Raw genomic sequence first — 8,605 nt, 5'->3', positions numbered from 1 at the left:
GGAAAAGCCCCTAAAAAGGGCTTTTCACATTCAGCTGGGGAATTCACGCCCCGGCCATGCTCTAGGCGGACCACAGTCCGCCGTTATCCCTGGCGTGGGTTCGTAGTGAGCGCTTCAGCGCTCATGGATGCCAGGGATTGAAATCCCTGGCTAAAAAGGAAAAGCCCCTAAAAAGGGCTTTTCACATTCAGCTGGGGAATTCACGCCCCGGCCATGCTCCAGGCGGACCACAGTCCGCTGTCATCTCTGGCGTGGGTTCGTAGTGAGCGCTTCAGCGCTCATACGCGCCAGGGATTGAAATCCTTGGCTAAAAAGGAAAAGCCCCTAAAAAGGGCTTTTCACATTCAGCTGGGGAATTCACGCCCCGGCCATGCTCCAGGCGCACTGAAGTGCGCACTACGAACCAGGCGCACTGAAGTGCGCACTACGAACCTGTACTGAAGGGGCTTTTCACATTCAGCTGGGGAATTCATTCCCCGGCCATGCTGGCGGCTAGAAAAGCCGCCCTACTTCTCACTTCCCTTACACTTTCACCCTCTCCTCCGTCAGCCCCTTTGCTTCTTCCACCGCTGCGGCGCGGATGTCAATGGGGAAGCGTCCGTGCAGAGGGCTGAGGCGTGCGCCCAGTGCCGAGCCGGCCCAGAAGAGCCAAGCCAAGGGACGCAGGAACGTGCTCAAGTCCACGGCGCGGCGCAGTTCGTCCAGAGTGGCGTCATCCCAGCCACCAAACAGCCCATAGAAGAAGACAAAGAGCGGGTAGGAGGGCAGGATGGCGATGAAGAAGATGAGCACGCTGGTGATCTGGTCGCCGCACCAGATCAGCCCGCCAACCCAGCGCAGCACCGCATAGTGCGCTGCCCCAGCCAATATGGGTGCCCCCAGCGATTGCCAGAAGTAAAAGCGCTGCGGGAAGCACAGGCGGTGGTTGACGAAATAGGCGACGATGTCTTTGGACAAGAGCCCGATGAAGTAGGCGATGATGAGCGCGTTGATCTGGAAGCGCTCCACCAGTAGGAAGGCCAGCACGATGCGCACCATCTGTTCAGCGGCTACGAGCAGCGCTTTGAGGTAGGGACGGTTGGCGGCCAACTGGACGTTATCGCCCACCCATGAGGGGTATTGGATAGCACCCCAGATGATGAGAGGCACGGCATAGGTCGCTGCGCGCACGAATTCCGGTCCTGTGGCGCCCAGGATGAAGCGGTCAGCGGTGGCCAGCAGCACTGCCGCAACGAAGGCGCTGATGAAGCCGCCCCACTTGTACGCCATCACGGCATAGTATTGGCTCAAGGCGCGGCGGGCATGCGAGATGGCCTCCGAAATCGCCGGCACCAGGCTATTGTACAGGTTGCCTACCACCTGGTAGCCAAGGATGAAATTCTGGGCGATGCCCCAATTGCCCCAGACTTCGGCATAGTTCACCAGCCGCGTCTGCGTGATCAGGATCTCCACCGACTGTCCCACGCCCCACGCTACCGAGCCCAGCATCTCGAATGCACCAAAACGGAAGGCTTCTTTCACCACGTCCCAATCGAAATGAGCCAGGAACAAGAGCCGTGCGTTGTAGCCCAAGCGACGGTATAGCCACAGCCCGAAGAGGAAAGTGAGCAGTTCGGTGGCATAGGCGGCAAGCCCCAGCCCTAGCACCCCGCTCATGGGCACGCCAAAAACGGGGTGGCTGCGCCCCCAGGATACCATCAGCGTCACCAGCACTGGCTGGGTGAGCATGGGGAAGAGGGTGTAGAGCCCTACATCGAGTATCTGCGCATAATCCGAACGCTGCCAGGCCATCAGGGCATGGCGCATCACCTGCAGAAAGCCGGGAATCTGGATCATAGTGTGGATGATGATGCTCCAGGTATAGAGGGCATAACTGGTATGTGGCAGCAGTGTCCCGGCGATGGCCGTGACCAGCGCCACCTGGAATGCGCCGGACAGCGCCTGCCACCACACGAACACCTGGCCATACTGGATGGCACGGCGCGGATCGTGCACGCGGTACTGGGCGAAGAACTTGATGAACGCGACGCTGGTGCCCATGTCGAACAGCAGCCACAGCAGGTTGAAGAATTGCACCACGCGTCCCCAAATGCCCAGTGCCTGCGCCGATGGCAGGATGTATACGGGCAGCACCAGGTTCTGGTAAATGATGAGCGGGATGAACAGGAGGATGCCCAGCATCAGCGCCACCAGGAAGCCGCCCAAGGGACGGTGGAAGCCCACTTCCTCCCAATCGGTCCCCGCCTCATGTGCCATGAAACGTGCACGGTCAGCTACCAGCGCGTCGAGCGCCTCGGGATGGCGCTGGCTGTAGCGGCGCACCAGGACGAAGACAATGCCCACCAAGACCAGCATGCCTGCCAGCGCGAGGTACAACATGGCGCGCTCACGCTCGTGCGGCACCGGCGAACCGGGATAGTCGGCAAAGGAGAGAGGAGTCAACCCACCCACGCGGGCAGTGAGGTGATAGATGAGGTAATTGAAATAAGCCCAGCCTTGGAATTGCGGATTGGACTCATCGAGAAACGGGGTGAAGACATAGGCGCGTCCCTGTCCTACCTGCCTGACCCCCAGGACAAACGAACTGTCCTCGAAGCCCAGGACAAGGGGCATGAGGTCAGAAGCAGGGCTGACCAGGGAAAAGCGCTGCCGCACCTGTGGGGCGCTGGTCCAGATGATCTCGCGCAATAGCGGGTCGGCGATGCCCTTGGCGGGGATCAGGCTGAGCGGCGTATCCTGGCGTTCTAGCCCAACCGGGACGCCCAAGAGAGTCGCCACATCCTCTGTGCTGAGGCTTGGGCCGAGGATGAGCACCAGCCCCGCGCCTTGCCTGACGCGGGATGCGAACCCCTCGCGGTCGGGGACAGTGCCGTTGAGCACCAGCACCTGCGCCTGAGAGGGGTCGTTGGTGAAGACAAACTCGCTCGCTAGACCCAGCGCTTGGCGCACGCCATCCTCAGGGCCGGCGTAGTAGATGCGGAGAGCAGTATCAGCCCGAACCTGGGCTGCCACAGCGACAAAGACAAGCACCGCAATGATTGCTTGCATCCATCGGCGCATCATCTCTCTTCTCCATAGCAAGTTTGTAGTGAGCGCTTCAGCGCTCTGCGCACTAAAGTGCGCACTACGAACCTGCGCTTCAGCGCTCTATAGCGCACCAATCCTGTTCGTTTGTAGTGAGCGCTTCAGCGCTCTATAGCGCACTAAAGTGCGCACTACCAACCCTGAGCGCTTCAGCGATCTATAGCGCACTAAAGTGCGCACTACCAACCCTGAGCGCTTCAGCGCTCTATAGCGCAAAGTGCGCACTACCAACCCTGAGCGCTTCAGCGCTTTATAGCGCACCGTTTGTAGTGAGCGCTTCAGCGCTCTATAGCGCACTAAAGTGCGCACTACCAACCCTGAGCGCTTCAGCGCTCTATAGCGCACCAACCCTGTTCGTTTGTAGTGAGCGCTTCAGCGCTCTCCTCAAAGTATAGGGAACTCATCCCACCCGCGGCCATAATCACGAATAGGATAAGTAACCCAAAGATCCTGCAGCCACTCACGTCCATAATGCTCTATATACCAACGCACACTGCTCTCACTCCACTCATAAGGTGAAATAACCCAGCGATGCTTCACTGGGTTGTAATGGATATAGTTTAGCGTTGTATAATAATGCCGCTCTGAGCGAATAGCGCGGTCACTGAAACGATACCAAACTTTGCGCCTAGGTGTGGCATCTTCGATATTCCATTGACGAGCTATCGAACCATGGATGTAACGGAAAAATCCTCCTAGCAAGTTGAAATCCGGCACATATGCAAGGATATGATAGTGATTCGGCAGAATGACCCAGGCGCGCATTTCGATGCCATGTAGGGTAAACGTTTCAAAGAGAGCATCCAGCACTTGCCGGCGACGCTCAGGCAAATACATGTGCTGTGCGTGCTCATAACAAGCCGCTGTCAGTAGATAAAGTTGTTGATCGCGCACGGGATGCGGTGGTGAGTGAGGCGGATAGCCTCGATCCAGCCGCTCTTTTACCAGTTTGCGACGTTGCTGCAGTGTGAGCTTGCGATATTCGTACAAGATAAGCCTCGCTTTCGTTTTGTAGTTTGTAGCGAGCGCTGAAGCGCTCTATAGCGCACTAAAGTGCGCACTACGAACCCTGCGCACTAAAGTGCGCAGCGCTTTATAGCGCAAAGTGCGCGCTACGAACCCTGCACTAAAGTGCGCAGCGCTTTATAGCGCAAAGTGCGCGCTACGAACCTGCGCTTCAGCGCTTTATAGCGCAAAGTGCACGCTACGAACCTGCGCTTCAGCGTTTTATGGCGCACTAAAGTGCGCACTACGAACCCTGCACTAAAGTGCGCACTACCAACCCTGAGCGCTTCAGCGCTTTATAGCGCACTAAAGTGCGCACTACGAACCTGCTCGCATTAGGTCGCGCAGGTCGCGGTAGCGCAGCACCTTCACACCCGTCTCTTGTACCAGGCGCGTGAATTGCTCACCGGCAAAGATCTGATAATCCGCAACGCGCATGGGCCAGTCAGGAGCAATGGCTTGGATCTCAGGTCCTGGGCGGGCAGCGTGATAGACACAGTGCGTCAGGCCCGGCGGCAGTGCATGCAATACCTCAGCGTACTGCTCCCAGCGGTTATTCGTGGTTGGTGTTTCCAACAGGCGCAGGTGATCCACCACAGGCAACGTCCCGCTTTCTTCCAGTCTACTCAGCATGCCTACGAACATCTCCGCCAGGTCTTGCGCTATGCCCATCTCCATGAGTTCGGCCACGGAAAGACGCGGAAGCATCGCCGGGATGCGGTATTCCTGCGCCAGGCCAATGTACACAAGAGCCAGACTGGGATGGAGCACAGACCCCATGTGCGTATCAATGTGCGTCACGTCCACGCCAGCCGCCAGCGCCTGTTCGATCTGCGCGCGCAGTTCGGACGCCGCGGCTTCCGCGTCCATGTGCGCGTGCAGCGCCTCCGTATCCCGCCAGAGGTAGCCCTCCGCGTCGAGCAGGCCACTAGCCGGGTCACGGGTGGAGATGGGTCCCCAGCGGTACGTGTGCCATTCGCTGTTCAGGGTCAAGTGCACGCCCACGTCCAGCGCGTCCGCGTTCTTCCGTGCGAAGGTAGCCAGTTCTGGAAACCACGGGCAGGGCACCATCACCGAACCGGTGCGCAGCATGCCCTGCGCCACAATGTCCATGAACGCTTCGTTCATGGCATGGCACATGCCTAAATCGTCCGCATGGAAGATGACCACGCGCTCCTCAGGTGAGAACCCCAATCGTTCTAGAAATGCATTCATGTCGTCGTTCCTCCATAACCTCATGCTACGCTTTCCGCATCACGCACTTCTTATCACGTTATATTCCTCTTCTCGCACCCCATTCTCTGCAATCACCTGTGCATACCAGCGCCCGCTGTCCTTGACTGTACGCTGCTGCGTCGCATAATCCACATAGACCAATCCAAAGCGCATGCTGTAGCCATATGCCCACTCGAAGTTGTCCAGCAGCGACCAGACAAAGTAGCCGCGCAGCGGCACGCCCTCGCTTAGCGCGCGATGCACCTGTACTAGGTGGTCGCGCAGGTAGCGGATGCGGCGCTCGTCGCGCACGCGTCCGTCCAAATCGGGGGCATCTGCCACGGGGATGCCGTTCTCGGTCACGATGATGTAGGGCGGGCGGTAATCGGCCCAGATGCGTGTGAGCAGGTCATACATGCCCTGCGGGTAGATCTCCCACATCTGCGAGTACTCGGAGCCTTCTGGCTGTATCTGCACAGCCTGTATCAATGGGAAATTCGGATCGAAGCGGACGACCGTGCGACTGTAGTAGTTCACGCCAAGGAAGTCGAGCGGCGCGCCGATATGGTCGAGATCGCCTGGCTGCGGCTGAGGGAATAGCCCACCCAACAGTTCCAGCAGGTCCGAGGGGTATTGCTGGCGGAAGATGGGTTCGAGGAACATGCGGTTGAGCACGCCGTCATAGCGCAGGGCAGCCTGGCGGTCGGCTTCGCTGTCCGAGGCGGGATAGACCGGGCTGAGGTTGAGCGCGATGCCCACGCGCGGGCGGTTGCGGGCAGTTTCGCGCAGGGCACGTGCAGCCAGGCCATGGGAGAGCAAGAGGTGGTGTCCAGCCTGGAATGCCGCGAGGGGATCCTGTATGCCCGGGGCATGCTCGCCGGTGAAATGCCCTACCACAGCCGCGACGAATGGCTCGTTGTGCGTGATCCAGTAGGTGATGCGGTCGCCTAGTTCGTTGGCCACGACCTGTGCATATTCGGCGAAATAGTAGGCTGTGTCGCGGTTGGGCCACCCCCCGCGATCCTGCAATGCCTGCGGCAGGTCCCAGTGGTAGAGCGTGGGGAAAGGCTCGATGCCGTTTGCCAGCAGCGCATCCACCAATCGGCTATAGAAGTCGAGCCCTTTCTGGTTCACCGCGCCGCTTCCAAAGGGGAGGATGCGCGGCCAGGCGATGGAGAAGCGGTATGCCTTGATCCCGAGATCAGCCATGATGCGCACATCCTCGCGCCAGCGGTGGTAGTGGTCGGCAGCGACATCGCCGTTTTCGCCGTTGCGGATTTTCCCTGGCTGGCGGCAGAAGGTATCCCAGATGGAAGGGCCGCGTCCGTCTTCATCCACTGCCCCTTCGATCTGATAAGAAGAGGTAGAAACGCCCCAGAGGAAGCCCTGGGGAAAGGAGAGGAATCCGTCATTGGACATAGTTGTGACCTCCTTTGATTTGAGGTTGGCCATATTATGGCGCCTTCCAGGTTTGCTGTCAACTAGACCTGACGGGTCTATATCCCCTTCCTGCTCGGCGTGGGCAACAGCGCACGCCAGCAATGGCGGCGGACTGTTGTCCGCCCGGAGCATGGCCGGGGAATAAATTCCCCGGCTGAAGATGAGAAGCCCCTTCAGTACAGGTTCGTAGTGCGCACTTCAGTGCGCCAGGTTCGTAGTGCGCACTTCAGTGCGCCTGGAGCGTGGCCGGGGAATGGATTCCCCAGCTGAATGTGAAAAGCCCTTTTTAGGGGCTTTTCCCTTTTAGGCAAGGATTTCAATCCCTGGCGCGTATGAGCGCTGAAGCGCTCACTACGAACCCACGCCAGAGATGACAGCGGACTGTTGTCCGCCTGGAGCATGGCCGGGGAATGGATTCCCCAGCTGAATGTGAAAAGCCCTTTTAGGGGCTTTTCCCTTTTAGGCAAGGATTTCAATCCCTGGCGCGTATGAGCGCTGAAGCGCTCACTACGAACCCACGCCAGAGATGACAGCGGACTGTGGTCTAAGCCGAGCAGGGAGATGAGACAACGGCAGCGGTGCCTCGCAAGCCGCTGCCGTTGCCATCCCTTTAGGGAGCCTGATCGGGCTCTTGCCCACTGTGCTGTGCCTGCCGAGGGGAGGCAGAGGTGCTTGAGTCGGCGCTCAGGTAGCCAGCCGGCGGCGTTTCCTGCGGCGGCTCCTCATCCACCACGCGGTATGACCCCTCCACAGAAGACATCTGTCGCTGATGGCGTTCCAGGATCTCCTGTGGACAAAGGCTCAACAATAGCTTGATGCTCAGCGCCAGGACGCCTAGATCGTCCAGTTGACCCAGGCCCGGGATGATGTCAGGCACGAGGTCGCCCACGAAGAGGACGTACAGGATTGCTCCAACTGGGATCAGCTTGAGCCAGGTCGGGACCAAGGGGTCCCAAAGCAGGCGCCAAGCCAAGCGCAAATTGCGCAGCAATTCCAACAGCCAGTTTATCCCTCCCTCGGAGGAAGTGTTCTCCCGATGCGGCATCCCTACTTCACCACCTTTGCTGTCCATTGTACTCCCTTTTTCCGTACCTGCCAACTGCTGAAGGTTCAGTCCCTGGCAAGCTTTCGGGTGAAATCTGCCCTGGAGTTGAATCCTGCTCACTTCTGGACCGCTGAAGCCACGTTTCAGCAATGCCAGCCTCTTTTCGCGCCTTTGGTGTTTGCTTTTTGTGTTTCGCGCCCTCTGTGCTAAAATCTCTATTAAGGGGGCACAAAGGGCATTGAAATTCCAATGACTAGCGAGCAAAATTTTGTGTCTTTGGCAAGCAATTTCCTCTGCGCTCTCGGCGTGCTCGGCGGTGAAAACGGATAAGGAGGATGGACATGGACGTCGGCGCATTGGCAAAGGATGTCGTGGCATTCCTGGCTCCCTTTCTCCCCTATCTGGTCAAGGGAGCCAAACTGGCGGGGCAGGAGGCAGCGAAGAAACTGGGTGAGCAGTTCAGCGAGGAGAGCGTTGCCGCAGCCAAATCCCTGTGGGAAAGACTGCGCCCCAAGGCAGAAGCGCGACCTGCCGCCCAGGAAGCAGTGGAGGAGGTTGCTGCTGCGCCGCAAGATGCGGATGCCCAGGCGGCCTTGCGGCTGCAAGTGCGCCAGATCTTGAGCGAAGATGAGGCGCTGACTGCTGAAGTGGCGCGCGTCATGGCTAGCGCAGTGATACAACGTGTGCTGGCACAGCGTCGCGCAATCATCAAGGATGTGGAACAACGCGCGAAAGGCGGCCCCACAGAACAAGAGGTCAAGGGTGAGGGCAAAGGCACCCGCATCAAGGGCGTGCGTCAAATTCGGGAGTGAATGC

At 58.9% G+C, this 8,605-nt stretch carries 6 protein-coding genes; 1 reads left to right on the top strand and 5 read right to left on the bottom strand.

The window, feature by feature from the left end; genetic code table 11:
- Positions 1 to 522: 522 nt before the first annotated feature.
- The 5 genes from H5T67_08135 to H5T67_08115 form a co-directional block, all read right to left on the bottom strand.
- Positions 523 to 3,063 carry a lipopolysaccharide biosynthesis protein gene (locus H5T67_08135; protein ID MBC7245288.1) on the bottom strand — a complete coding sequence of 847 codons (2,541 nt, stop codon included), beginning with the start codon at positions 3,061 to 3,063 and terminating at the stop codon, positions 523 to 525.
- A gap of 405 nt (positions 3,064 to 3,468) precedes the next feature.
- Positions 3,469 to 4,074, bottom strand: a complete 606-nt coding sequence (locus tag H5T67_08130) for a transposase (protein MBC7245287.1) — start codon at positions 4,072 to 4,074, stop codon at positions 3,469 to 3,471.
- 333 nt (positions 4,075 to 4,407) lie between these two features.
- The gene (locus H5T67_08125; protein ID MBC7245286.1) at positions 4,408 to 5,304 is read right to left on the bottom strand and encodes a polysaccharide deacetylase family protein; all 897 of its coding nucleotides are present in this window, start codon (positions 5,302 to 5,304) and stop codon (positions 4,408 to 4,410) included.
- 39 nt (positions 5,305 to 5,343) lie between these two features.
- Positions 5,344 to 6,723 carry a beta-glucosidase gene (locus tag H5T67_08120; GenBank protein ID MBC7245285.1) on the bottom strand — a complete coding sequence of 460 codons (1,380 nt, stop codon included), beginning with the start codon at positions 6,721 to 6,723 and terminating at the stop codon, positions 5,344 to 5,346.
- Between the two features lie 631 nt (positions 6,724 to 7,354).
- A complete protein-coding gene (locus H5T67_08115) occupies positions 7,355 to 7,816 on the bottom strand; it encodes a DUF1232 domain-containing protein (GenBank protein ID MBC7245284.1) in 462 nt (153 codons plus the stop codon).
- A gap of 314 nt (positions 7,817 to 8,130) precedes the next feature.
- On the opposite strand from H5T67_08115, the gene H5T67_08110 reads away from it, so the two are divergent.
- Positions 8,131 to 8,601, top strand: a complete 471-nt coding sequence (locus H5T67_08110) for a hypothetical protein (GenBank protein ID MBC7245283.1) — start codon at positions 8,131 to 8,133, stop codon at positions 8,599 to 8,601.
- The last annotated feature ends 4 nt before the right edge of the window (positions 8,602 to 8,605 follow it).

It is taken from the genome of Chloroflexota bacterium (assembly GCA_014360905.1).
GTDB lineage: Bacteria > Chloroflexota > Anaerolineae > UBA2200 > UBA2200 > JACIWX01.
Note: the sequence above shows the minus strand (reverse complement) of the source record. Positions and strands in the feature narration are given on the sequence as shown.